At 66.3% G+C, this 23,061-nt stretch carries 23 protein-coding genes; 11 read left to right on the plus strand and 12 right to left on the minus strand.

The window, feature by feature from the left end; all coding sequences use genetic code 11:
- Complete coding sequence (locus tag WDJ57_RS09175) at nt 1-1,425, minus strand: vWA domain-containing protein (RefSeq protein WP_338905764.1); 1,425 nt, start codon at nt 1,423-1,425, stop codon at nt 1-3.
- A 45-nt stretch (nt 1,426-1,470) separates the two neighbouring features.
- Entirely contained in the window at nt 1,471-2,346 is an 876-nt protein-coding gene (locus WDJ57_RS09180) for a SipW-dependent-type signal peptide-containing protein (RefSeq protein WP_338905765.1), read from the minus strand.
- A 312-nt stretch (nt 2,347-2,658) separates the two neighbouring features.
- Between WDJ57_RS09180 and WDJ57_RS09185 the strand changes: the two genes are divergently transcribed.
- Both WDJ57_RS09185 and WDJ57_RS09190 read left to right on the plus strand, forming a co-directional pair.
- Entirely contained in the window at nt 2,659-3,198 is a 540-nt protein-coding gene (locus WDJ57_RS09185) for a DUF7344 domain-containing protein (protein ID WP_338905766.1), read from the plus strand.
- A 242-nt stretch (nt 3,199-3,440) separates the two neighbouring features.
- On the plus strand, nt 3,441-4,067 hold the full coding sequence (locus tag WDJ57_RS09190; RefSeq protein ID WP_338905768.1) for a DUF7344 domain-containing protein: 627 nt from the start codon (nt 3,441-3,443) through the stop codon (nt 4,065-4,067).
- A gap of 156 nt (nt 4,068-4,223) precedes the next feature.
- On the opposite strand, the gene WDJ57_RS09195 is transcribed toward WDJ57_RS09190, so the two are convergent.
- The 3 genes from WDJ57_RS09195 to WDJ57_RS09205 are packed head-to-tail and all read right to left on the minus strand — an operon-like array spanning nt 4,224 to nt 6,350.
- Nucleotides 4,224-4,457, minus strand: coding sequence for a Sec-independent protein translocase subunit TatA/TatB (locus tag WDJ57_RS09195; protein ID WP_338905770.1), 234 nt, complete (start codon nt 4,455-4,457; stop codon nt 4,224-4,226).
- A 60-nt stretch (nt 4,458-4,517) separates the two neighbouring features.
- Entirely contained in the window at nt 4,518-5,483 is a 966-nt protein-coding gene (locus WDJ57_RS09200) for a patatin-like phospholipase family protein (protein ID WP_338905772.1), read from the minus strand.
- Nucleotides 5,484-5,486: 3 nt separating this feature from the next.
- On the minus strand, nt 5,487-6,350 hold the full coding sequence (locus WDJ57_RS09205) for an SDR family oxidoreductase (protein WP_338905774.1): 864 nt from the start codon (nt 6,348-6,350) through the stop codon (nt 5,487-5,489).
- Between the two features lie 181 nt (nt 6,351-6,531).
- Between WDJ57_RS09205 and WDJ57_RS09210 the strand changes: the two genes are divergently transcribed.
- Complete coding sequence (locus WDJ57_RS09210) at nt 6,532-6,711, plus strand: hypothetical protein (RefSeq protein WP_338905775.1); 180 nt, start codon at nt 6,532-6,534, stop codon at nt 6,709-6,711.
- Here the strand turns inward: WDJ57_RS09210 and WDJ57_RS09215 are convergent.
- Both WDJ57_RS09215 and WDJ57_RS09220 read right to left on the minus strand, forming a co-directional pair.
- Nucleotides 6,708-7,664, minus strand: coding sequence for a sulfite exporter TauE/SafE family protein (locus WDJ57_RS09215; protein WP_338905777.1), 957 nt, complete (start codon nt 7,662-7,664; stop codon nt 6,708-6,710). The genes WDJ57_RS09210 and WDJ57_RS09215 overlap by 4 nt on opposite strands.
- 232 nt (nt 7,665-7,896) lie before the next feature.
- Complete coding sequence (locus tag WDJ57_RS09220; protein ID WP_338905779.1) at nt 7,897-8,388, minus strand: redoxin domain-containing protein; 492 nt, start codon at nt 8,386-8,388, stop codon at nt 7,897-7,899.
- Nucleotides 8,389-8,593: 205 nt separating this feature from the next.
- On the opposite strand from WDJ57_RS09220, the gene WDJ57_RS09225 reads away from it, so the two are divergent.
- The 5 genes from WDJ57_RS09225 (at nt 8,594) to WDJ57_RS09245 (ending at nt 11,915) form a co-directional block, all read left to right on the plus strand.
- A complete protein-coding gene (locus WDJ57_RS09225; RefSeq protein ID WP_338905781.1) occupies nt 8,594-9,025 on the plus strand; it encodes a hypothetical protein in 432 nt (143 codons plus the stop codon).
- Between the two features lie 102 nt (nt 9,026-9,127).
- Nucleotides 9,128-9,391 (plus strand): hypothetical protein, encoded by a 264-nt coding sequence (locus WDJ57_RS09230; protein WP_338905783.1) that lies wholly within the window; start codon nt 9,128-9,130, stop codon nt 9,389-9,391.
- A 78-nt stretch (nt 9,392-9,469) separates the two neighbouring features.
- The gene (locus WDJ57_RS09235; RefSeq protein WP_338905784.1) at nt 9,470-10,087 is read left to right on the plus strand and encodes a helix-turn-helix domain-containing protein; all 618 of its coding nucleotides are present in this window, start codon (nt 9,470-9,472) and stop codon (nt 10,085-10,087) included.
- An 82-nt stretch (nt 10,088-10,169) separates the two neighbouring features.
- Nucleotides 10,170-10,550, plus strand: a complete 381-nt coding sequence (locus WDJ57_RS09240) for a winged helix-turn-helix transcriptional regulator (protein ID WP_380629279.1) — start codon at nt 10,170-10,172, stop codon at nt 10,548-10,550.
- Nucleotides 10,551-11,915, plus strand: coding sequence for a dihydrolipoyl dehydrogenase family protein (locus WDJ57_RS09245; protein WP_338905786.1), 1,365 nt, complete (start codon nt 10,551-10,553; stop codon nt 11,913-11,915). It abuts the gene before it with no gap.
- A gap of 8 nt (nt 11,916-11,923) precedes the next feature.
- Here WDJ57_RS09245 and glpK (WDJ57_RS09250) read toward each other — a convergent pair whose 3' ends face one another.
- The 5 genes from glpK (WDJ57_RS09250) to glpK (WDJ57_RS09270) form a co-directional block, all read right to left on the minus strand.
- Entirely contained in the window at nt 11,924-13,456 is a 1,533-nt protein-coding gene (gene glpK, locus WDJ57_RS09250) for a glycerol kinase GlpK (protein ID WP_338905788.1), read from the minus strand.
- A gap of 129 nt (nt 13,457-13,585) precedes the next feature.
- On the minus strand, nt 13,586-14,053 hold the full coding sequence (locus WDJ57_RS09255) for an FKBP-type peptidyl-prolyl cis-trans isomerase (protein ID WP_338905789.1): 468 nt from the start codon (nt 14,051-14,053) through the stop codon (nt 13,586-13,588).
- A gap of 63 nt (nt 14,054-14,116) precedes the next feature.
- Complete coding sequence (locus WDJ57_RS09260; RefSeq protein WP_338905790.1) at nt 14,117-15,292, minus strand: Cdc6/Cdc18 family protein; 1,176 nt, start codon at nt 15,290-15,292, stop codon at nt 14,117-14,119.
- Between the two features lie 182 nt (nt 15,293-15,474).
- On the minus strand, nt 15,475-16,569 hold the full coding sequence (locus WDJ57_RS09265) for a hypothetical protein (protein ID WP_338905791.1): 1,095 nt from the start codon (nt 16,567-16,569) through the stop codon (nt 15,475-15,477).
- 3 nt (nt 16,570-16,572) lie between these two features.
- On the minus strand, nt 16,573-18,105 hold the full coding sequence (glpK, locus tag WDJ57_RS09270; protein WP_338905793.1) for a glycerol kinase GlpK: 1,533 nt from the start codon (nt 18,103-18,105) through the stop codon (nt 16,573-16,575).
- Between the two features lie 587 nt (nt 18,106-18,692).
- Between glpK (WDJ57_RS09270) and glpA the strand changes: the two genes are divergently transcribed.
- Genes glpA through WDJ57_RS09285 form a run of 3 tightly spaced genes read left to right on the plus strand, consistent with a single transcriptional unit; the run spans nt 18,693 to nt 23,054 of the window.
- Nucleotides 18,693-20,423 carry an anaerobic glycerol-3-phosphate dehydrogenase subunit GlpA gene (glpA, locus tag WDJ57_RS09275; RefSeq protein ID WP_338905794.1) on the plus strand — a complete coding sequence of 577 codons (1,731 nt, stop codon included), beginning with the start codon at nt 18,693-18,695 and terminating at the stop codon, nt 20,421-20,423.
- Nucleotides 20,413-21,687: a glycerol-3-phosphate dehydrogenase subunit GlpB gene (gene glpB, locus WDJ57_RS09280; protein WP_338905795.1), complete on the plus strand. Its 1,275-nt coding sequence runs from the start codon at nt 20,413-20,415 to the stop codon at nt 21,685-21,687. Before glpA ends, glpB begins: the two co-directional genes overlap by 11 nt.
- A complete protein-coding gene (locus tag WDJ57_RS09285) occupies nt 21,684-23,054 on the plus strand; it encodes an anaerobic glycerol-3-phosphate dehydrogenase subunit C (protein WP_338905797.1) in 1,371 nt (456 codons plus the stop codon). Before glpB ends, WDJ57_RS09285 begins: the two co-directional genes overlap by 4 nt.
- The last annotated feature ends 7 nt before the right edge of the window (nt 23,055-23,061 follow it).

Here is a 23,061-nt window from a genome sequence, read left to right on the forward strand (position 1 = left end):
TTACAGCGCCGTCCCGAACGGTGAGTCGTTGTTGCGGCTCTGTTCGGCGTCGACGGTGATGTCGAACATGACCGAGTCAGACTGGACCTGGTTACCCACTTCAAAGGGCAGTTCCCACTCGAAACCGATGCATTGGGTCGTCGCACCGGGGTAGGGCTGGACGCCCTGTTCCTGGCGGTTGCCATCGAGGAGGATGCCATCGGAAAGTGCGTCGAACACCTCGGTCATCGAGCCTTCGATTATCTTCTGCTCACCCTCAATCACGATCTGTGCAATCTCCGCGTAGACGGTGTCGAGGTCGGCCGGATCGGGCGCAAAGAACGCGTCGCCAGGTGACGACGAGATGTCCGTCACAAGACTGGTGTCGACGCTGGTGCCGAGACCAATACCGAAGATGCGGATGCCCGCATCCTTCGCAGCGGTGGCGGCCGTTCGCGCATCACCGATGTTCTCGAACCCATCGGTCAGGACGATCATGACCTTCGAGGCACCGGCCGTGGCGTTCGCACCGGTCAGGAGTTCAGTCTGAGCGACGGAGATACCGCTGGCGACGTTCGTGTTGCCACCCGCAGTGTATCCGTTGATGGCGTTCTTGACCGCCTGATAGTTGGTCGTCAGCGCCTGGTCGAGATTGGCGCTGCTGTTGAACGAAATCGCAGCGGCCTCGTCCGTCCCGGAGAGGTTGTCGACGAAGCTAGTCGCGGCCGCCTTCAGGGCCGTGAGGTTCGCACCGGCCATCGAACCGGAGACGTCGCTAACGAGCGCGACTTCCAGTGGCTGTTGCTCGCCCTCGCCGCCCGGTTCGTAGACGTTGTCGCAGTCCTCGTCGTACCAGACACAGACCTGAATTTCGTCGGCAAGTTCACCGATGCCGTCGGTGTCTTCTCCCTCTGCCACGAGTTCGGGGTCGGTCTGACCGTTCTCCAGGTTCTCGGTGATGGAACCGGAGAGCTGGAGGTACGCCGGGTTGTCACAGATGTGGAAGCTGATGGTGACCTCACCGTAGTCGCCGGGCTTCACGTCGTCGAGTGTGAAGACCGGGATACCGTCGCCGTTGACGAGGAACTCGTCCGCCTCGGGCGAACAGAATTCAAATTCCTCACTCGTCACGAGGGTTTCCCAGAGTTGCATGTCGGCCGGGCTGGGAGCCTGATCGAGCAGATACACGCCGTCGCCGAGGTCTTCGGCGTCAGGGTAGTTCTCCTGGATCTGTGAGAGCCGGCCTTCGCCGCCCTCGTAGGTCGCCTTGTAGTCGAGTTTGAGGTCGAGTGTACCAGCGGTGAGGCTGTTGCCGAGGAATCCTTCCTGGTCGCTGAAGTACGCTGAGGTACCGAGACCAGCGCCAGCGGAGGCGAGACCGACGGCACCGAGCCCGGCCAGCACCTTCCGCCGCGTGAGATTGTGAAGTTGTGGTTTGTCGTCCATGGGTTGTGATGATATGGGTTTTTGTGTGTTCTAACTGTCAGGTTATCAGGCGACGGTGTTGTTGAACGGGTCGTCGTTGTTCCGGACCTGTTCAGTGTCGAACACGAGGTCGAAGGAGACGCTGTCACCCTGGACCACGTTCCCGACTTCGTAGGGGAGTTCGAGCAGGAGGCAGAACTCGTACGAGCTGCCGTCGACGCCCCCGATGGGCAGCGGGTCCTGGCTGGGGTCTTTGATGATGTAGCCGCCGCTGAGGATGTCGTCGGCTTCGCGGGCGTTCGTGTAGTGTGCGGTGTCGGCGCCGTCGATGCCACCGCTGTTGTCCGTGTCGACCTCACCGTCGAGGTTGAACGGTTCCTGGTAGGCGGCCAGGCTGCCGCCAGAGACGTTGTTGAACACCGGGTCGAGGGTCGAGAGGCCGGACTTGTCGCCGCTGGTGTCGTCGTACCCTTGCCAGACGGTCGTCAGCAGGTACTGGCCCAGATCGTCGCTGTTGTTCGTGTCGCCCTCGGCTTCCTGTTCGGGCTCGGGGTTGGCTCCGCCGTCTTCAGCGAAGTTCTCCGTGGTCACCTGCACGTAGCCGGGGTTGGAGTCGATGTCGATGTCGAAGCAGATGATTGCCCAGTCGCCGGGCTTGATGTCGTCGACAACGAGGCCCATGACTGCTTCTTCACTGTCGGCGACAGCAGAGATGTCGAGGGCACCGTTGTCCACCCAGTAGTCGTTGGCAGCGACGACGTCCGCAGTCACGGTCATGTCGAGGGTCCCTGCCGTCAGGCTGTTGTTCGTGAACGCTTCGGTGTCGGAGAAGTACGCGCTCGTACCGAGTCCAGCGCCCGCGGACGCGAGACCGATGGCTCCGAGGCCAGCGAGCATCTTGCGGCGGGACAGGTTGTACAGTTGAGATTTGTCGTCGGTCATGATTGGTGGTTTATCTCCCGGGCCTGCCCCCGGGGGGAGCGGACCGTTTCGGGATATACATCCCCAGGATAGGGGGGATATTACCTATGCACAGATTCGGCGCTTTCAGGCCCTATAGACCCGATTTATACGATTTCAGTACCGGAAAGAGGGCCCACTGTACGGCCGCCGTACCGGTCTGGACGGACGTGTACGAACACACTACCGCCCCGTCCGGAGACCGTACCGGTGCTGGCGGGTTGGCGAACGGACGCGGTACGTTCTCTATACGTAATGTGTACACGTGCGTCTGTATCTGGAAAGGGTGCATCAATGTTCCAGAAAGTCTCCATTCCCGAGTCGGACGTCTACTACCTGCTCAGCAACCCGCGCCGACGGGAGACGCTGACGCTGCTGTGGCGCTGTCCCGACGAGGTGAGCCTGCGGGAACTTTCAGAACAGATTGCCAGCACCGAGTCCGGAGAGACACCGGCACCGCGTGCCCTGCGCGAGAGCGTCTACAACGCCCTGCACCAGACACACCTCCCGAAACTCGACGAGTTCGGCCTGGTCGCGTACGACCCGAACCGGAAACTCGTCCGGCCGCGCCGCGAGGGCCGGCATCTCAGCCGCTACATGGACACCGTCACACCCGCCGGCATCACGTGGGGCGAGTACTACCGCGGGCTCGGCATCGGCGGGCTGTTCGCCGTCGTGGCGTCGCTGGCCGACCTCCCCGGATTCGCGGCCGTCGACCCGCTCGTCTTCGCCAGCGGCGCACTGGGGCTGTTCGCCCTGTCGACGGCCTACCAGCTCGTCAGCGGAACCAGCGGCCGACTCGCCGCCCTCCGCGCCAGGCTCGGCCTGTTCTGACCGCCCGGTCCTGTCGGCACCGCGTCGTGATAGTACCACGTTCATAGCGAGTGATAGTACGAAACGAGCCCCGTAGCACGGTTTGCTATCGAAAGAGTTCCAAAAAAGAAAAGGATACGCGGCTATCAAATTGAATGTTTGTCTACGAAATTCGCTATTAGCACAGTATTTGAGTATGTTTGACACCCTATGACAGATATCTATTTACCAGATGGCGACCATGATGTAACAGTGAATGAGGGATGAAGTCCACCGAGACAGGAGCAGTATCGAGCGGGGCCGAACACTCGTCGCTTTCGACTGACACCGTTTTCAAGACGCTGGGGAGCCGCCGGCGGCGGTACGCCCTGCACTACCTGCGGCAGGCCGAGAAACCGATCTCGATTCGCGACCTCTCGGAGCAACTCGCCGCCTGGGAGCAGGGCAAAGAGCGGGGGGCAGTGACGCCGAAGGAGCGCAAGCGGCTGTACACAGCGCTGCACCAGACCCACCTCCCGAAGATGGATTCGCTGGAGGTCGTCGACTACGACCGCGACCGGGGGATGGTGACGCTGACCGAGCACATCGGGCAGTTCGACGTCTACCTCGACGTGGTGGCGAAAGACGACCTCCCGTGGAGCCAGTTCTACCTGGCGCTGGGTGGCGTGCTGACTGCACTCGTCGCAGTGGCCATCCTCGGCGTCACCCCTTTCGACGCCGTCGGTGGCTTTGGCTACGCCATCGCGGTGGCCGGGCTGTTCACCGCCGTCGCGACCTACCACACCGTCCGCGACCGGCGGATGCTCATCGGCACGACCGAGCTGCCGCCGGACGTGACCGCGCCGCCGCTCGAAGCCAGCGAACCGAGAAACGGGGACGGAACCAGCTGAGCGGTGTCGGGAACGACCCGACAGACGAGGACTGATTTTGTTTTGTCCGGGAAGCAGGACGACGACTGGAACTGGAACTGGAACCGCGAGCGCTCGCGCGGAGCCGCCGCTGTCGAGAACTGCACGCGGAAAAAAGACGTCTCAGGCGGTTACGTCTCAGGCGGTTTCCTGGACCGTCTCCTCGCTGGTGCTTTCCTTGCCGGCCGCAGCCTCGCGGATTTCCGTCTCTATCTCCTGGCGGCCCTTCTTGAACTCGCCCATCGCTTGGCCGGACGAGCGGGCCAGTTCCGGGAGCTTGTTCGCGCCGAACAGCAGGATAGCGATGCCGAGGATGATGAGCATTTCCGGACCGCCGACGCCACCGATGAACGCGGGTATTGCTAGGTGCATGAGAGCAGTAACGCTGGCAGGGACTATGAGTATGATATCCGTACGGGGCCGAGGTGTGTGTCAGCGTCCGTCGAGGAACTCGGCCGCGCGGTCCCGCCCGAGGTCCATCAGCTCCGCGAGGAAGTCGGGGTCGCGGTCGAGTTTCGTCGAGCAGTGAAAGCGCTCGCCGATTTCGATGCGGTGGATGGCCGTCTTCGTGAACTCGTCGGCCGGCAGGGTACCGTCCTCGACCCAGTCGTTGATGCGCTCGATGAACCCCAGTTCCTGGTTCAGCGAGATGTTGCCCGAGAGTTCGTTGCGCCGGTCGGCGATCTCCTCGATGGTCGTCGGCTCGCCGTCGAGTTCCTGGGGATTTATCTGGACGACCCACAGCTCGTCCGGCTTGCGTTCGGGGGGCTGGTGCATCAGGTCGCTCACCGGCGGGTTCTGCGAGAACAGGCCGTCCCAGTGGAGGTGGCCGTTGAGTTCGACCGCCTCGAAGAGGTTCGGGACCGCCGCCGACGCGAGGACCGCCTCGGCGGTCACGTCCTCGTTGACGAACGTCTCGAAGACGCCGGCGTTGACGTTGACCGTGCCGACGACGAGTTCGGGGTTCTCCCGGCGGCAGTAATCGGGGATGTCTCCGAAGTCGATGTGGGCCGCCAGCACCTCGCGGATGCGTTCTTTGCCCAGTTCCCGGCCCGGCATCTGGTAGGGGCTGAGCTGGGGCATGGGCACCCCGCTGGACTCCATCTTGTTGAGAGTCATCAGCCAGCTGTTCAGCCAGCGGTCGCTGTAGCCGTCCGCCGAGAGGTCGCGCCACACCTCGTTGAGGAGGGTCGCGGCCGTCTCGGGACCGGCGGTGACCAGGCCGTACCAGGCGGCCAGCGCGTTGAACGCGCCGCCGGACGTACCGCTGATGCCGACCAGTTCGTACTCCTCGTCCCAGTCGCACTCCTCCAGCAGCGTCTCCAGCACGCCCGCAGTGAAGGCGGTGTGGCTCCCGCCGCCCTGGCAGGCGATGGCGACGTTGGTCGTCTCGCTCATGACTTACTCGTAGGTCGTCGTGTAGCCGCCGTCCCACAACAGGTCGCCGCCGTTGAGGTGTTTCCCGTGCCGGGAGAACCCGAAGGTGAACAGGTTCGCCACCTCCGCGGGCGTCATCATCTCCTTCGTGCGGGCCTGGCCGAGCATCACGTCCTCGACGACCTCCCGCTTGCCGATGCCGCGCTCTTCCGCCGTGTCCTCGATCTGATTCACCATCAGCGGGGTCAGCACGTAGCCCACGGAGACGGAGAAGCCCCGCAGCGTCCCCTCGCCCTCGGCGGCGATAGCGCGGGTCAGCCCGGTAATGCCGTGCTTTGCGGTGATGTAGGCCGGCTTTGCCTGCGTCGCGTAGTGGCCGTGGACCGAGGACATGTTGGCGATAGCACCGACGCCGTCGTCGGTCGCCTGGATGTGCGGTATCGCCTCCTGCGCGGTGAGAAAGGGCGCGCGGAGCATGATGTCTGTCAGCAGGTCGTACTTCGCCATCGGGAAGTCCGCGATGGCGTCGATGTGTTGCATCCCCGCGATGTTGGCGACGTAGCGGAGGTCACCCTCGTCGGCGGCGGCCGCGACGACGGCCTCGACGTCGCCGTCGTCGGTCAGGTCCGTCTCGACGGCGTGGACGGTCCCCGGCGCGTCGAAGTCGGCGGCGATGTCGGCGGTCTCCGCGAGGCCGTCCTCGTCGATGTCGGCCCCGACGACGGTCAGCCCGTTGACGGCGAGCGCGACGGCGGTCGCGCGGCCGATGCCCGAGGCCGCGCCGGTCACGAGCGCGACGCTCTCCCCGGTGAAGTGTGGGTCCTCGACCACCAGCAGGTCGTCGCGGGTGAGGTCCGGTGCGCTCAGATCGAAGTCGTTGTCGGTCACGGTCGAAGGTACGGCCAACGCGGGCATAACTGCACCTCACCCGGAGGTAAGGCCGTCACTGGCGGACAAGATCGGGTTTCGGACCGGTAACCCGCCAACCATGTGGTGTGGTAACATACATTAGTGTCGGGAGGTAAGCTAGTAGTGTCCAGTAGCTGGCACACCCAGCACGTGAGTCCCGATGGCAACGACAGCACCAGACAAAAACGACAGGTTCCCGACGACAGGGCCCGACGACAGCACCTACGACCGCTACCGCTTCGACACCACAGTCGACGGCGAGGCGCTCATCTACGACGATACGGTCGCCAACGCCTGGATTCAGTCGACGCGGTGCGTCTCGCTGGAGGAGTGGCGCTAGGCCAGCAGTTCCACGCCGAGGACGATTAGTCCCACGACGCCGAAGACGACACCCAGCCCCATCTCCATCAGGTCGCTGGGGACGTACTTGCCGACGCGCGAGCCGACTGTACTGCCGACGACGACGCCCGGAATCGACCAGGCGACGATGTACCAGACCGGCGTGGCCGTCAGCGCGTGGACGAGCGCGCCCGCCCCGGCCGCGATGGCGAGGGTGAACACGCTCGTCGCGACGGCGACCCGCGGCGGGATGCGACACCGGACGACGAGCTGCGTGGTGACGATTTCCGGGAGGCCCGCGCTGATGAGACCGGTGATGAAGCCACCGACACCCGACAGCGCCACACCCGGCGGCCGCCAGCAGGTGTCGTAGGTGAACGTCTCGCCGTCGGCCGCCTCGATTGTCGTCGTGCCGCGACCGTCGTTTTTCTCCTTCAGGAAGTCGTTCTCGCACTCGCCGGGTTCGCACTTCTCCGGCGGGTCGTAGTAGACGAGGAAGGCACCCAGCACGACGAGTCCGCCGCCGAAGACGAGTTTCAGCAGCGTCGGGTCGACCAGGTGGGCGGCGAACGCGCCGACGACGACGGCCGGCACCGCGGCCGCCAGCAGCCACTTCGCCGTCCGGTAGTCGACGACGTTCTGCTTGACGTACGACCGTAGCCCGTTGCCCATGCCGAAGACCTCCGTCAGTAGCCCCGCGCCGATTGCCTGCGAGGGGGTCAGCCCGACGACGAGCATGAAGAAGGGGCTGAAAAAGAGCGCGCCCGAGACGCCGGAAGCGATGGCGACCGTCGAGAAGGCGATCGCCGCGGGGAACACCCACCAGTGGGTGGTGAACCGCTCCATGGTGAAGGCCGTGGGCGGACCGCCGCCGCCGTCTGCAGCCGTCACCGTGCCGACCAGTCCGAACAGTCCCGCCAGCGCCACGAGCATCCAGAGGTGTCGTCGTCGCATCTCGTGGGTCGAGAAACCGCCGACGCGCGGATAACTGTAGCTCACACCCGCGTAACTCGGTCAACGTAGCCTCAGTCAGCGCTACCCGTCTGCGACCCCAGGCGGGGCCACGACCGGCCACACCGTCGTCAAGGTACTCTCCCAGGACGCCATCCCGAGAATCGACGACCCGGCGTTCGAAAGTTCTCTCGAAGGAATCTGAGCGGTGTCAGGTGTGTGAGACGCGGGTGCGCTACGCGGCGGCGTCGAGCGCGTCGACGGCGTCCTTGACGGCCCCCCAGTCGGGCTGGGTCGTCGGGTCCTCCGTGCTCCAGGCGAAGCGGACCGTCCCGTCGGTGTCGACCAGAAAGACAGAGCGCTTGGCGATTCGCTTGTGCCCCTGGAACTCGTCGAAGAGCACGTCGTAGGCCTCGGCGACGTTGCCGTCGCTGTCCGAGAGCAGCGGGAACGTCAGCCCCTCCTGCTGGGCGAACGCCGAGTGGCTGAACGTCCGGTCGGTGGAGATGCCGAAGACGGTCAGCCGGTCGTCCAGTTCGAACCACGCCACGTCGTGCAGCGAGCAGACGTGGTCGGTACACTGCGGGTGGAAGTCGAACACGTAAAAGTTCACCAGCACCGGCCCCGCGTCGAGGGCGTCGGCCAGGCTGTACTCCCGCAACTCGCTGCCCGCGTCGTCGGTCCCGGGGAGGCTGAACCCGGGCGCCTCCGCACCTTCCTGTAACATCGGCTGGACGGACCGGTCGCCGACATATCAGTATCCAGTAAGTCGAGCGTGAGTGGGTTACCGGTCGCTCACCCCGATTTCGTGCCTTTTTTGGCCCGCTTACCGACCGGTTACCGAGTTCCCCTCAATTCAGCGAGAGGTTATCCGTGTGGCTCCGTTCAGGGTTACGTAGGGTAACCCGGGCGACCGGGACCCGGTGAAACACATGGTAGAGGTCACACTCCTCAACGGACTCGTGGGCGGACTGATCGCAACGATAGTCATGACGGTCTTCATGATGGCGCTGGGCGACGACTCGCCGCCGCCGACGGCGCTGTTCTGGTCGAAGTACGTCGGCAGCGGTGAGCCGGAGGAGTACGTGATGCCGGGGATGGCGTTGCACCTCCTGTACGGCCTGGTCGCCGGCGCGGTACTGGCGGTGGTGCTGCCGGCGGTCGGACTCGCCGACGTCGGACTGACCACGCTGGTCGGCATCGGCATCGCCTACGGGGTCGTGCTGTTCGTCGGCGCGGCCGCCTTCTGGATGAACGTCGTGCTGGCGCTGGAGCCGGAACGGAAGCAGGTTGGCGCGTTCCTGCTCTTTCACCTCGTCTACGGCGTCGTCCTCGGTGGCATCCTCGGGGCGGGGCTGGTGTGACCCGACCCAGGGTAAGCCGGTGAGGTGTGGGTAAGAAGCCGTTTTGTACGGGCACGGACGACGATACGTGACGGCAAGCCGCCGCGGCGTGCCGGAGAGAGAATGGAGGAAACGAACTACCGGCTGCTCGAACGCGTCGTCGAGGTCCACGACAGGACCGGCGGGGCGGTTCAACCGGCCAGACTGGCGTCGGCCGCCGGGTGCGACGTGGCGGCAGTCAGGGACCGGCTGGAATCCCTGGAGGAGTGCGACCTGGTCGCGCCGGTCGACGGCGGGTACCGGCCGACGGTGACTGGACGGGAACTGCTCGCGCTCGACGTCGACGACCCGACGTGGCTCGTCGTCGACACCGGCGACGAGTGCTGAGCGCCAGTCTCGCCGAAGTGTGAACATTCTTTACACGTGCCACGCTACGTACAATACGACCGTACGACGGCCGCCACCATGACAGACAATAGCACCGACCAGTCCCCGTTTCCCCGCCGCGGTGACCCGCCGGACGTCGACCTCTCCGGCCGTCCCTACGCCATCTACCGCTGTACGGACTGTCACAACGTCGTCCTCTCGATGCAGGACTGCGACGGCGGGATGACCTGCCACGGCGAGGCGATGGAGCAGGTGACAGAGACCCACATGGACGTCGAGCCGCCGGACCTCCGCGAGGTCCTGCTCGACGCCTTCGGCCTGCCGAAGATGGGGCTGGACATCTGCCTGTGCGTCATCGGCGAGGGACCGCTCTCGCCGAAGGAGGTCGCCGAGCGACTGGACTACGACGAGAGCACCATCCGGACGTACCTGAACCGCCTGGTCGAGCTGGGCCTGCTGACGAAGTCACAGCTCAACCGCGAGGGCGGCGGCTTCGTGACCGTCTACCACTCCATCGACCTGGAGAAGATGCGCCGGGAGACGCTGACGGGCTTCTACGTCTGGGCGGGCGAGGCCGCCGCGCTCATCGAGCAGGCCAACCTCACGAAGGAGGACTACCTCGACGCCGACTACTCCGAGGGCCTCGAAGAGGTGTTCTGGGAGCAGTTCCGCGACGGACGACCCGACGGGGACTGATATAAATATCTGTCGGGGATATGGAGCGGCGTCGCCAGTCAGAGATGCCTTAAGAGGTGTTCCTGCCGTCAGAACGAGTACGATGAGTTCCGAACACCACGCTGCCGCCGACTGGGCGGAGGGTGAACGCACGGTACAGACGCCGCTTTTCGTCGACGCGGAGACGGTCCTCCACGGGATGCGCGACATCGTCGGGCGCAAGTGGCACCCCATCCTGGTGTACTACCTGCTGACCGAGGGACCGCTGGGTTTCAGCGCGCTCAAATCGCGCGTCGACGGCATCTCCTCGAAGATGCTCTCCGAGAGCCTCTCGGACCTCGAAGAGGCCGAACTGGTCACGCGGGAACTGCTCAGCGACCAGCCGGTGCGCGTCGAGTACGCGCTCACCGACCGCGGCGCGGCCCTGGAGCCCGTCATCACCGAGATGGTCGCCTGGGGCAGCGAACACGGGGAGGGCCGGTAGATGGCCGACTACGACGTGCTCGTCGTCGGTGGCGGCACCGGCAACAACGTCGCGGCCGCCGCGGCCGACGCCGGCCTGGAGACGGCCCTCGTCGAGAAGGGCAAACTCGGCGGGACCTGCCTCAACCGGGGCTGCAACCCCTCGAAGATGCTCATCCAGGCGGCGACGGCCGCCAACCACGTCCGCGAGGCCGAGCGGTTCCACCTCGACGCGACGCTGTCCGGCGTCGACTTCGCGGCCATCGTCGACGAGATGGACGAGACGCTGTCCGGGCTGGCCGACGGGATGGAGGACAGCTACCGCGAGAAGGAGCACCTGACGATGTACAGGGACGAGGCGGTCTTCGTCGAGGAGCGCACCGTCGAGGTCGGCGGCGAGCGCGTCTCCGGCGAGAAGGTCGTCGTCGCCGCCGGCTCTCGACCGCTCGTGCCGCCCATCGACGGCCTGGACGAGGTGGACTACCTGACCAGCGCGGAGGCGCTGTACCTGCGCGACCAGCCCGAGAGCATGGTCGTCCTCGGCGGCGGCTACATCGCCGTCGAACTGGGCTACTTCTTCGAGTCGCTTGGCACCGACGTGAAAATCGTCGAGATGATGGACTCGCTGGTCCCCCGCGAGGACGAGGCCCTGTCGGAGACCTTTACGGAGATTGCCAGCGAGCGCCACGAGGTCTACACCGGCCACCGCGCCACCGCCGTCGAGGACGGTGGCGACGGCGTCACCGTCCACGCCGAGACGGAGGACGGCGACGAGATAGCGGTCTCCGGCGAGGAACTGCTGGTCGCGCTCGGCCGCCGCCCGAACACGGACACGCTGGACGTCGAGGCGGCGGGCATCGAGACCGACGACCGCGGATTCGTCGAGACCAACGAGTACCTGGAGACCTCCGCGGAGAACGTCTGGGCGCAGGGCGACATCGCCGGCAACCAGATGTTCAAACACTCCGGGGACTACGAGACAAAGCGCGTCGTCGAGAACGTCGTCCACGACGGGCAGGCCGCGGTCGACTACACCGCCATCCCCCACGCCATCTTCACCGAACCCCAGATGTCCGGCGTCGGCGCGACGGAGCAGGACCTCCGCGAGGAGGGCACGGAGTACGTCGTCGGCCGGCAGTCGCTGCCGGACACGCCGATGGGCCGGGCGAAGAAACTCGACCACGGCTTCGTGAAGGTGCTTGCCGCGCCCGACGGCGAGATTCTGGGCTGTCACATGCTGGGCTACGAGGCGTCGACGATGATTCACGAGGTGGTCGTGGCGATGCGCTCTGCCGGCGGCACCGTCTCGGACGTGACCGGCGTCATCCACGCCCACCCGACGCTGAACAAGGCCGTCCAGTACGCCTTCGAGGACGTGCCGCTCTGAGCGACGGGCTACCCGTCCCTGTCCCAGTCCAGCGACCTGTTGACGGCCTCTTCCCACCGGCCGTACTTCCTGTCCGCCCGGTCTGCGTCCATCTCGGGTTCGAACTCCCTGTCAACCTGCCAGTTCGACCGAAGTTCGTCCAGGCTCTCCCAGTACCCGACCGCCAGCCCCGCCGCGTACGCAGAGCCCAGCGCCGTCGTCTCGTCGACCTCCGGACGGACGAGACCGGTCTGGATGATGTCGGACTGCAACTGGCAGAGGAAGTTGTTCTTGACCGCGCCGCCGTCGACGCGGAGCCTCGTCGTCTCCACGCCCGAGTCCGCCTCCATCGCCTCGGCGACGTCGCGCGTCCGGTAGGCGATGGACTCCAGCGTCGCCCGCACGATGTGTTCGCGCCGCGTCCCGAGCGTCATGCCGACGATGGTTCCGCGCGCCCGCCCGTCCCAGTAGGGCGCGCCCAGTCCCGTGAAGGCCGGCACGAAGTACACTCCCTCGGTCGAGTCGACGGCGCGGGCCAGCTCCGCCGTCTCGACCGGGTCGTCGACGAAGCCGACCGTTCCGAGCCACTCGATGGCGGCGCCGGTGACGAAAATCGACCCCTCCAGCGCGTACTGGACGGGTTCACCCGACAGCTGGAAGCCAATCGTCGTCAGCAGGCCGTGCTCGGACTCGACCGCCTCGGTCCCCGTGTTCATCAGGTAGAACGACCCCGTCCCGTAGGTGTTCTTCGCGTCGCCCTCGTCGAAACACGTCTGCCCGAACAGCGCCGCCTGCTGGTCGCCCAGCGCGCCCGCGACCGGAATCTCCGCGTCGAGCGCGCCGTCGAGGTCGGTTGTCCCGTAGGTTTCCTCGTCGGAGGAGGGGCGCACTTCCGGCAGCATCGACGCCGGTATGTCGAACTCCGCCAGCAGGTCGGGGTCCCACTCCATCTCGTGGATGTCGTAGAGCATGGTGCGGGCGGCGTTGGAGACGTCCGTGATGTGGTTGCCCGTCAGGTTGTAGATCAGCCACGCGTCTATCGTCCCCATCAGCAACTCCCCCGCCTCCGCCCGGTCGCGGACGTCCTCCGGCCGGGACCGCTGGAACTTTATCGGGTCGGCGTTGTCGAGAATCCACTCGGTCTTGGTCGCCGAGAAGTACGCGTCGGCTTCCAGCCCCGTCTTCTCGCGGATTTCCTCGACTTTCCCTTCCTCCTGGAGTTCCTCGACGCGGTCGGTGGTCCGGCGGTCCTGCCAGACCAGCGCGTTGTAGACTGGCGTGCCGCTCTCCTTGTCCCAGACGACAGTCGTCTCCCGCTGGTTCGTGATGCCCAGTGCCTCGACCTGGGTCGCGTCGATGCTCGCCGCTTCGAGTCCCCGGGGGACGACCGCCGTCACGCTCTCCCAGATTTCGACGGGGTCGTGCTCGACCCACCCCGGTTCCGGGTATATCTGTTCGTGTTTCTCGTAGGCGTTCGCGACGACGCGACCGCTGTGGTCGAAGACCATGAAGCGGGTCCCCGTCGTCCCCTGGTCGATTGCACCGACGTATGTCTGACCCATTATCCGAATCTGGCGGTAGTGCGAACGGTCATCTGGCGAGGCTACTCCTGCCCGTATTTATTACCTACGAGTATAAGATTTGCCCCCCATCGGCCGAGTGTGCCCGGCGGCACAGCGGGTGCCGCGTCGCTACTCGACGTCGAGGACGGTGACGTCGAAGACGAGCGTCTTCCCCGCGAGTTCGTGGTTGAAGTCGACCTGGACGGTGTCGTCGGTGACGGCGGTGACGTCCCCGTGGAGTCCGTTCTGTGCCTCGACGTGGAGCCCGATCTCCGGCGGGTTCCCCACCATTCCTTCGAAGGTATCTGGGTCGTACTCGCGGACGCGGTCCGGGTCGTGCTCGCCGTAGCCGTCCGCCGGCGGTACGGTCACCGTCGTCTCCGCGCCGGGCGTCAGCCCGACGACCGCCTCGTCGAGTCCGTCGATGACTTCGCCACGACCGACGGTGAACGACAGCGGGGTGGCGTCCGACTCCGTTTCCGTCGCGGCCAGCCCGTGTGCCGCGGCGACCGCCGGTTTCGACGTCGCGAAGACGCTGCCGTCCTCGAAGCGCCCGACGTAGTCGAGTCGGACGCGGTCGCCCTGTTCGATTGTCACAGGCTCTCTTGCGGGAAGACAATCATATGCCCTTCGGTGGGCCACGGAGCGGTCGTGAGACGGCTACTGCCGGAGGTCGTACAGCCGGCGGAAGGCCGTCGGGGGGAAGCGCAACTCGACGCGGCTCGGCGGCCGGCCCTTCCCGCGCTGGACGTCCGACTGGACGCGCTCGACGATGCCGATTTCGGCCATCTCGTAGAGGAAGCGCTTGACAGTCCCCCGGGAGAGGTCGACCGCGGGGCGCTCGCTTATCGCCTCGGTCGTCGCGGTCACCGACGAGCGGTCGGCCTCGTCGAGGTCGACGAGTTCGCGGAGGACGAGCTGTTTGTTGGCGGGCAGCGCGAGCACCCGGCCCAGCGACACCGACGGCTGCGGAATCTCCGCGGTGGCCTCGGTCACGTCGCGTTCCGTGAGCCGGGTGCGTCCCTCCTGGTTGGCCCTGTCAGCGGCGATGAAAAGCGCCGCCAGCGCGTCGTGGGCGTTCCCGTCGGCCCACTCCGCGATCTGGCGGGCCAGTTCGTGGTCGAGCGCCTGCTGGGAGAGCCCTTCCGAGGAGCGCGTCATCAGGACGTCGACGAGCATCTGGCGCTGGTAGCGGTCGATGTGGATGGCCGTCGCCGTGTACTCGGTCAGTCGTATGTCCGCGGGGTCCGCCCGGCCGATGGCGAGCCAGCTGACGTTGCTCGGCAGTCCGGCGAAGCGGTCGATGAGGTCGTCGGTGTCGGTGCTGTCCGGTTCGCCGACGTGGTCGACGGCGATGACGACGCCGGTGCGCGACGCCCCGAGGATGTCGTGGAGGCGGTCCTTGAGTTCGGCCGTGCTGATGCCGTGTTCGGGAACCGGGTCCTCGACGAGCGCGTCGAGGACGTGGTGGTAGAAGGAGAACTCGCTGGTCGTCTCCCGCATGTCGATGTAGACGAACCCTGGCGAGGTCGGCGAGGCGGCCCGCGTGCTCGTGTGGATGACCGAGCGGGTCTCCGTCGACAGCCGCTCTAAGTGCGCGAACAGTGCCGTCACGATGGCGGATTTGCCGGAGCCGAAGGGGCCGTCGACGTACGCGTTCGGCGGGAGGTTGCCGTCGAACACCGGGTCGAGGTGGTCGAGCAACTGCTCGAAGACGGGACCCCGGTCAGACGGCTCCTGGATGTGGGCGACCGGCGAGAGGGCCTCGTAGTCCTGAATGAGCCGTGGGCCCTCGTCGCGGCGTTGCCGTCGTTTGATTCTCGCGTCGATGTCCATGGCGAATCCGAGTGTTCGTTACCGGCGATTCCACCCACACGATAAAAAGAAACCCGGTTGTGTGACCCGGAACGTGCGGGCACGCTGAGAGACGCATAGTGGGCGGAACGGCTGCAGTGGGCTGCCGTAGAGTTGTTTGCGAGCGGTGCAGTCAGAGAGCGAACACGGAAATCCGAGAGAGCCTAGAGGTAGCCCGCGTTCGGGATGACGCCGACGAGCGAGAGTACGACGACGACGAACATCGCGATTGCAATCGCCATCGCCGGCGGGTCGACGTGGGTGCCGGAGTGGGAGTAGAACAGGCGCTGGGTCAGTTCCCCGAGGAGGCCGCTGACCGCACCGAAGACGCCGGCCGCGAGCAGTGCAGCGACGGCGCCGGCCTCGGGCAGGAAGACGACCGCACCGACGGCACCGATGAGGGTGATGTGGTGGGTCACCGGTATCTTCTCGACGCCGAGGTTCAGGAACAGCAGGCTGATGGCGGAGATGGCGTAGCCGAGGAAGATGCTCCCGGTCTGGATGTAGATGTAGCCACCGAGGATGCCGCCGACGAGACCGATGACGGTGACGCCCGACCACTTGTACTGGTGGGGCAGCCACGGCTCGGTCGCCAGGCGACCCTTGTGTTCGGTGGGTACTTCGCCGCCGTCGGCCTGCGCACGCGGCTCCTCGCGTTCGAACGGCGACATGTCGAGCAGGCTGGAGCCCGACGGTCGCCCGACGATCGGGTAGCCGAACACGGCCCGCGCGATGAAGGCAGTCGCGAACACCGAGAACGCGATGAAGTCAGTGGCGGCGGTGCCACTGACGACCACGAGTGCGTTGCCGAGCTGGGTGATGAGCATCCCAAGCAGGCCGAAGATGGCACCCACCGCGAGGATGTCCGGCTTGGTGCCGAAGGCGTAGAGGATGTTCTTCCCGAAGTGGTAGTCCCAGCCGTCGGGTTCCATCTCTGGGTACTTCTTGCCCGCGTAGGCAGAAGCGGCGACACCGCCGGCGAAGGCGATGTGCGGACCGGTGATGGCACCGAAGCCGATGACGCCGGTCACGCCGGTCGCGACGTCGGTCGGGTTGACGGCACCGAGCGCACCGCCGACCGACCGTTCGAGAATGGCCAGCCCCTCGCCGAGGAACACGACGAAGCCGGTGAAGATGAACGCTGGCAGTGCACCGAGAGCGGCACCGAATGCGCCGCCGGCGAGAGCGGTGATGGCGAGGAGGATGAAGTCCTCCCACGGCATGTCGATGATCGGAACCTGCAGGATGACGTCGTACATCGGTCACTCCTCCTGCGCCCAGTCGAGCGAGCGCTCAACGGCGTCGTCCCAGCGGCTGTACATCTTGTCCACCTCGCTCTGTTCTTTCTCCGGGGCGAACTCCCGGTCGACCTGCCAGTTCGAGCGGAGTTCGTCCAGGCTCTCCCAGTACCCCACCGCCAGCCCCGCCGCGTACGCAGAGCCCAGCGCCGTCGTCTCGTCGACCTCCGGCCGGGCAATCTCCGTCTGGATGATGTCGGACTGCAACTGACAGAGGAAGTTGTTCTTGACCGCGCCGCCGTCGACGCGCAGCGACGTCGTCTCCACGCCCGAATCCGCCTCCATCGCCTCGGCGATGTCGCGCGTCTGGTAGGCGATGGACTCCAGCGTCGCCCGCACGATGTGCTCTTTCTTCGTGCCGCGGGTCATGCCGACGATGGTCCCGCGCGCCCGCCCGTCCCAGTGGGGCGCGCCCAGTCCCGTGAAGGCCGGGACCATGTAGACGCCGTCCGTCGAGTCGACGGAACTCGCGAGCTGGGCGGTCTGTGCGGCGTTGTAGATGAGGTCGACGTCTTCGAGCCACTCGATGGCAGCGCCGGTGACGAAAATCGACCCCTCCAGCGCGTACTGGACGGGTTCACCCGACAGCTGGAAGCCAATCGTCGTCAGCAGCCCGTGGTCGGACGCGACGGCTTCGTTGCCGGTGTTCATCAGGTAGAACGAGCCAGTCCCGTAGGTGTTCTTCGCGTCACCCTCGTCGAAGCACGTCTGCCCGAACAGCGCCGCCTGCTGGTCGCCCAGCGCGCCCGCGACGGGCACCTCTGCGTCGAGGAATCCGTCCGGGTCCGTGTGCCCGTACAGGTTCTCGTCGGAGGAGGGGCGGACCTCCGGCAGCATCGACTCGGGAACGCCGAACTCGTCGAGCAGGTCCGGGTCCCACGCCAGGCCCTCGATGTCGTAGAGCATGGTGCGGGAGGCGTTGGAGACGTCCGTGATGTGGTTGCCCGTCAGGTTGTAGATCAGCCACGCGTCTATCGTCCCCATCAGCAACTCCCCCGCCTCCGCCCGGTCGCGGAGGTCTTCAGTGCGGGTGCCTTCGAGTTTCAGCGGGTCGGCGTTGTCGAGAATCCACTCGGTCTTGGTCGCCGAGAAGTACGCGTCGGCTTCCAGCCCCGTCTTCTCGCGGATCTCCTCGACCTTGCCTTCCGCTTCGAGTTCTTCGACGCGGTCGGTGGTCCGACGGTCCTGCCAGACCAGCGCGTTGTAGACCGGCGTGCCGCTCTCCTTGTCCCAGACGACAGTCGTCTCCCGCTGGTTCGTGATGCCCAGCGCCTCCAGTTGCGACGCGTCGAGGTCGGCCTCGTCGAGTCCTGTCTGGACGACGCTTTTCGTGTTCTCCCAGATTTCGACGGGGTCGTGCTCGACCCACCCCGGTTCCGGGTATATCTGTTCGTGTTTCTCGTAAGCGTTCGCGACGACCTGGCCGCTGTGGTCGAAGACCATGAAGCGGGTCCCCGTCGTCCCCTGGTCGATTGAAGCGACGTACGTGTGTGCCATAGTTGCGTGTACTCCATCGGGCGGCCAAATTTACTGTCCCAGCCGCCGTGATAGTAAACAATACCATGATTCGTAATAAATGTTATCCATAGTCACGGATTGTCGATAAAGATACTGTCCGCTGGCTCGGAGACGGCACTACCTCGCCGAATATCGGCCATTCAGGCCGTTAGAGTGACTCTTATGAATTCCGACATCACTGTTCTGGAAGGGGGGCGGGAGAGAATCCGACGGGTCGCCCCGACACGGACCCCCATCTCACTGGGGGCTGTCCCGCCCCAGCGACGCGACAGTCACCCCAGAGAGCGGATGTTTACCTGCGAGCGCGCAGTCCAGATATGGAATCGGGCTGCGCGACGGTCAGTAGCGATACGTCGGGACGCGAGACCACAAACAGATGCTTCAGCCATTTCAGCGGCGTTTCGACGGGTTTCGAGCGGAGCGGAGCAGCGTGACACATGCGGCGACTGCGTCGGGACGCGCCCGACGTGTGACCGCGTATCTATCACGGTCGACTAGAATTTTTACTACCAAGTTTACCTCACCGATGAAATAAAGTGGATAGGCTCCGAAGGGGACGAACACACATGGCATCGGTACCACACATCGCCGTCATCGGGGGCGGGTCGACCGGGACCGGCATCGCCCGGGACCTCGCGATGCGGGGGCTGGACGTGACCCTCGTGGAGCAGGGAAACCTGACACACGGCACGACGGGCCGGATGCACGGGCTCTTGCACAGCGGCGGCCGCTACGCCGTCTCGGACCAGGCGAGCGCGACGGAGTGCATCGAGGAGAACCGGGTGCTCAGGGACATCGCCAGCCACTGCGTCGAGATGACCGGCGGGCTGTTCGTCAAACGCCCCGAGGACAGCGAGGAGTACTTCCAGGAGAAGCTGCGCGGGTGCGAGGCCTGTGACATCCCGGCAGAGGTCGTCTCCAACTCCGAGGCCCGCGCGATGGAGCCCCACCTCGCGAAGGACGTCGACAAGGCGATATCGGTGCCGGACGGCGCAGTCGACCCGTTCCGGCTGGTCGTCGCCAACGCCGCCAGCGCCCGCGAACACGGGGCCCGCATCGAGACCCACTCGACGGTCACGGACCTGCTCGTCGAGGACGGCGAGGTCGTCGGCGTCGAGGTCGACCACGCCTCCGGGTCGGGCGTGCGCGTCCACGGGACCGAGGGCGGCACCGAGGAGATACGTGCCGACTACGTCGTCAACGCGACGGGCGCGTGGGCGGGCCGCATCGGCGACATGGCCGGCGTCGACATCGAGGTGCGCCCCTCGAAGGGCGTCATGACCATCATGAACACCCGGCAGGTCGACACCGTCATCAACCGCTGCCGGCCCAAGGGCGACGCCGACATCATCGTCCCCCACGAGACGACGGCCATCCTCGGCACGACCGACGAGGAGGTTGAGGACCCCGAGGACTACCCCGAGGAGCAGTGGGAGGTCGACATGATGATCGACACCCTCTCGGAGCTGGTACCGATGCTCGCCGACGCCCGGACCATCCGCTCCTTCTGGGGGGTGCGACCGCTGTACGAACCGCCGGACGTGGGCAGCACCGACCCGACCGACATCACCCGCGACTACTTCCTGCTGGACCACGAGGAGCGCGACGACCTCCACGGCATGACCAGCATCGTCGGCGGGAAGTTCACGACCTACCGGATGATGGGCGAGGAGATCAGCGACCACGTCTGCGCGCAGTTCGGTATCGACGCCGACTGTCGCACCGCCGAGGTCCCGCTGCCCGGCAGCGAGGACTTCTCGGTCCTGCGCGACTACATGGACGAGTTCGGTCTGCGCTCGCCCATCGGCCGCCGCAGCGTCGAGCGTCTCGGCTCGCGGGCGGACGAGGTGCTGAAGACGAGCGAGCCGAACCCGACGGTCTGCGAGTGCGAGGGCGTCACGCGCGCGGAGATACAGGACGCCATCGAGGGGTCCGGGTCCGACCTCAACGCCGTGCGCATCCGGACGCGGGCGTCGATGGGCAACTGCCAGGGCGGCTTCTGCTGTCACCGGATGGCGAGCGAACTCCACGGGGAGTACGACGAGCAGACCACGCGGGCGGCCTGGGACGAACTCCTCCAGGAGCGCTGGAAGGGACAGCGCCACGCGCTGTGGGGCGAGCAACTGTCACAGGCCATGCTGAACTACGCGCTGCACGCGACGACGCAGAACCGCGACCGCGACCCGGCCGACGGCGAGCCGGTCGACTTCGCCGCGTTCGACGGCGGGTCGGGGCAGGCCGGCGGCCCCGCGCGGTCCGGCGTCGCCACCGACGGGGGTGACGACGGTGGCGATTGAGTCGGAGGTGCTGGTCGTCGGCGGCGGGCTCGCCGGCCTCACCGGCGCGTTGTCGGCCGCCCGCGCCGGCGCTGACGTGCGGCTGGTCTCCTACAAGCAGAGCACGCTCCGCAACGCCTCCGGCCTCGTCGACGTCCTCGGCTACACGCCCGACGGCGACGGGCCGCTCGTCGACCCGTACGCGGCGATTCCGGACCTGCCCGAGCGACACCCCTACCGGACCGTCGGGGTCGACGGGGTGCGCGAGGCGATGGCGCTGTTCGACGACGTGGCCCCCGACTACCGCGGCGGCCACACCGACGCGAACGCGCTCCTGCCCACGCACGGCGGGACCATCAAGCCGACCGCGCGCTATCCCGCGGGGGCCAGCGCCGGCCTCGCGAGCGACGACCGCGACGTCCTGCTGGTCGGGATAGCAGGGATGGTCGACTTCGACGCGACCCACGCCGCCGCCCACCTGGAAGCCGCCGGCGTCCCCTTCGACGTGCGCGGCGTCACCATCGAGTTCCCCGGCACCCTCGACGCGAAGGCGAAGGTGACCCGGTACGCGAAGCTCCTCGACACGAACGGCAAGGTGGCCGTCCGCGGCCGCGAGCGCCCCGCGCGGGACGCGCTCGCCGAGCGGGTGAACACCGAACTGGCGGGCGAAGGGCGCGTCGGCTTCCCTGCCGTCCTCGGCGACGACGACGCGGCGGGCGTCCGGGCCGCACTCCGCGAGCGCCTCGGCGCTGACGTCTTCGAGGTGCCGATGGGTCCCCCGTCGCTCCCGGGACTCAGGCTCGAAGACGCGCTGTTCGCGGCGCTGGACGAAGCGGGCGCGAGTTTCGAGACCGGGAATCCGGTCGTCGACTACGACGGCGACGGCCACATCGAGCGGGTCTACGTCGAGAAAAACGGCGCGAAGATTCCCTACAGCGCCGACCAGTACGTGCTGGCGACGGGCGGCCTGGTCGGCAAGGGCGTCGAGTCCGACCGCGAGGCCGTCTACGAACCGATATTCGACTGTCACGTCCCCCACGCCGCGGACCGCTACGACTGGTTCGACACGGAGGCCTTCGGCGACCACGCGTTCGCCCGCTTCGGCGTCAGCACGGACGACGACCTCCGCCCGGAGGACGCCGGCGGAAACGTGGAGTTCGAGAACCTGCGGGCCGCCGGCGCGGTGCTGGGCGGGTACGACTTCGCCGCCGAGAAGTCCGGCAGCGGCGTCTCGATTGCGACAGGCTACGCCGCCGGCCGGACGGCGGCACAGGAGGCACGATGAGCGACGCACACTCCCCGACAGACTTCGACCCGGCAGAACCGAACACCGGCGAGGACTTCGAACCCGTCGACGTCTTCCCGGACAGCACCGACTTCGACCTGCGCCCCGGCGCGGACTCGTGTTACAAGTGCTCGACCTGCGACACGAACTGCCCGGTCGCGGAGGTCGACGAGGACTTCCCGGGCCCGAAGTTCCAGGGTCCCGAGCAGTGGCGGCTCAAGCAAAACGAGGACGACTACACCGTCGACGACTCGGTGATGGACTGCTCGAACTGCATGCGCTGTGACAACGCGTGTCCCTCGGGCGTCCCGCTGTCACAGATGCACAACACCGCCCGCGGCGAGTACGTCAGCGAGCAGATGTCGAAGACCTCCGTCGAGTACTGGCGCAACCGGATTCTGGCGAACTACCGGACGTCGGCCTGGTTCGCGAGCAAGGTGCCGCGGCTGGCGAACGTCGCGATGAACTTCGGGCCGGCGCGGTGGCTCATGGAGAAGACGATGGGAATCACCAGCGAGCGCGAGTTCCCCGCGTTCGCCACCGAGACGTTCCGGGAGTGGTGGGAGACGCAGGGCGCGGCCAGCGGGTCCAGAGAGCGCGCACGGCAGGCCCGCAAGCGCCGCGGCGAACCCGCCGACGCAGACAAGAAGGTGGCGTACTTCCACGGTTGCTACTCCAACTACAACACCCCCGAGGTCGGCAAGGCGATGGTCCGCGTCTTCGAGCACTTCGGCTACGAGGTGGTCGTGCCCGAACAGAAGTGCTCGGGGACGCCGATGTTCGCCAACGGGATGCTTTCGGACGCCCGCCGCCACGCGGAGGTCAACGTCTCCTCGATGACCGACCTCGTCGACCGGGGATACGACGCCATCGCCTCGTGTACCTCCTGTTCGATGGCGCTGCGCCAGGAGTACCCCGAACTGTTCGACATCGAGGGCATCGACGACGTGGCCGCCCACACCTTCGAGTCCGTCGAGTACCTCCGCATCCACGAGGACGTGCGGGACGAACTCGCCGCGGCCGACGTCGAGGGCGACCTCGCCGAGGAGTTCGCCTACCACGCGCCCTGCCACGCGCGCAACCAGGGCCTCGACCGCCAGGCCGTCGAACTGTTCCGGGACCTCGACGGCGCCGGCATCGAGGACGTGGGCGACTCCTGTTCGGGCATCTCCGGCACCTACGGCTGGAAGGCCGAGAAGTACGAGAAGTCGATGGAAATCGGCGACGAGATGTTCGAGCACATGGAACACGCCGAGGGGCGGACGGGCATGACCGAGTGCCCGACCTGCGCGATGCAGATGGAACACGGGACGGGCTACGACATCCGCCACCCGCTAGAACTGCTCGAAGCGGCGATCGTGGAGTAACCGTCGG

Source organism: Salinibaculum sp. SYNS191 (genome assembly GCF_037338445.1).
Lineage (GTDB): Archaea > Halobacteriota > Halobacteria > Halobacteriales > Haloarculaceae > Salinibaculum > Salinibaculum marinum.

Coding starts and splice junctions, on each gene's coding strand:
- WDJ57_RS09230 (WP_338905783.1), top strand. CDS start 9,128: ATGGAGGAAACGAACTACCGGCTGCTCGAACGCGTCGTCGAGGTCCAC.
- WDJ57_RS09200 (WP_338905772.1), bottom strand. CDS start 5,483: ATGAGCGAGACGACCAACGTCGCCATCGCCTGCCAGGGCGGCGGGAGC.
- WDJ57_RS09215 (WP_338905777.1), bottom strand. CDS start 7,664: ATGCGACGACGACACCTCTGGATGCTCGTGGCGCTGGCGGGACTGTTC.
- glpK (WP_338905788.1), bottom strand. CDS start 13,456: ATGGGTCAGACATACGTCGGTGCAATCGACCAGGGGACGACGGGGACC.
- WDJ57_RS09285 (WP_338905797.1), top strand. CDS start 21,684: ATGAGCGACGCACACTCCCCGACAGACTTCGACCCGGCAGAACCGAAC.
- WDJ57_RS09225 (WP_338905781.1), top strand. CDS start 8,594: ATGGTAGAGGTCACACTCCTCAACGGACTCGTGGGCGGACTGATCGCA.
- WDJ57_RS09260 (WP_338905790.1), bottom strand. CDS start 15,292: ATGGACATCGACGCGAGAATCAAACGACGGCAACGCCGCGACGAGGGC.
- glpA (WP_338905794.1), top strand. CDS start 18,693: ATGGCATCGGTACCACACATCGCCGTCATCGGGGGCGGGTCGACCGGG.
- WDJ57_RS09240 (WP_380629279.1), top strand. CDS start 10,170: ATGAGTTCCGAACACCACGCTGCCGCCGACTGGGCGGAGGGTGAACGC.
- WDJ57_RS09195 (WP_338905770.1), bottom strand. CDS start 4,457: ATGCACCTAGCAATACCCGCGTTCATCGGTGGCGTCGGCGGTCCGGAA.
- WDJ57_RS09265 (WP_338905791.1), bottom strand. CDS start 16,569: ATGTACGACGTCATCCTGCAGGTTCCGATCATCGACATGCCGTGGGAG.
- WDJ57_RS09235 (WP_338905784.1), top strand. CDS start 9,470: ATGACAGACAATAGCACCGACCAGTCCCCGTTTCCCCGCCGCGGTGAC.
- glpK (WP_338905793.1), bottom strand. CDS start 18,105: ATGGCACACACGTACGTCGCTTCAATCGACCAGGGGACGACGGGGACC.
- WDJ57_RS09220 (WP_338905779.1), bottom strand. CDS start 8,388: ATGTTACAGGAAGGTGCGGAGGCGCCCGGGTTCAGCCTCCCCGGGACC.
- WDJ57_RS09210 (WP_338905775.1), top strand. CDS start 6,532: ATGGCAACGACAGCACCAGACAAAAACGACAGGTTCCCGACGACAGGG.
- WDJ57_RS09185 (WP_338905766.1), top strand. CDS start 2,659: ATGTTCCAGAAAGTCTCCATTCCCGAGTCGGACGTCTACTACCTGCTC.
- WDJ57_RS09190 (WP_338905768.1), top strand. CDS start 3,441: ATGAAGTCCACCGAGACAGGAGCAGTATCGAGCGGGGCCGAACACTCG.
- WDJ57_RS09245 (WP_338905786.1), top strand. CDS start 10,551: ATGGCCGACTACGACGTGCTCGTCGTCGGTGGCGGCACCGGCAACAAC.
- WDJ57_RS09175 (WP_338905764.1), bottom strand. CDS start 1,425: ATGGACGACAAACCACAACTTCACAATCTCACGCGGCGGAAGGTGCTG.
- WDJ57_RS09180 (WP_338905765.1), bottom strand. CDS start 2,346: ATGACCGACGACAAATCTCAACTGTACAACCTGTCCCGCCGCAAGATG.